At 69.9% G+C, this 608-nt stretch carries 1 protein-coding gene; it reads left to right on the top strand.

The features are described from left to right. Window positions 1–137 precede the first annotated feature (137 nt). Window positions 138–608: PepSY domain-containing protein (locus ACLJQE_RS44710; RefSeq protein ID WP_410645929.1), on the top strand; the 471-nt coding region annotated here is incomplete at its 3' end.

Genomic DNA, 608 nt, shown 5'->3' with positions numbered 1-608 from the left:
CGACTACTTGAGCGGATACCGGTAGCCGTATCGGCGTCCGGCGACGCCACGGCAGGTGGGGATCCGTGGGCGGCGCCTTCGACCAGGATCACAGACCGGTGCACCACGCCGGCCGCGAGTTTCGATCGAGGAGCCGGATGTCCATCACCTCCGCCCAGGCCGACCAGCCTCGGCAAGCCCCCGTCACGTCGGACGTGCCCGTGCCGGCACGCCGCTCCACCGGGCTGGGCGCGCTCCTGCTGCGGCTGCACTTCTACGCCGGTGTGCTGGTGGCGCCGTTCCTGGTCGTGGCGGCGATGACCGGTCTGGCGTACACGATCACCCCGCAACTCGACGCGATCCTCTACGACACCGAGTTGCATGCCGAGCCGGCGGGCCGGGCGGCGAAGCCGCTGTCGGAACAGGTCGCCGCAGCCAGGGCGACCCATCCCGACGGCACGCTGTCGTACGTCGCGGTCGGCGCGGGTGACGTCACGACCCAGGTGGTGTTCACCTCACCGGAGCTGGGGGAGAAGCAGCACAGCGTGTACGTCGATCCGTACACCGCGCAGGTGAAAGGGCAGTTGACGACCTGGTTCGGGTACACGCCGGTGCGGACGTGGCTGGAC

Origin of the sequence: Amycolatopsis sp. lyj-346, assembly GCF_046548975.1 — a bacterium.
GTDB lineage: Bacteria > Actinomycetota > Actinomycetes > Mycobacteriales > Pseudonocardiaceae > Amycolatopsis.
This window is presented reverse-complemented; position numbering and strand designations above follow the sequence as displayed.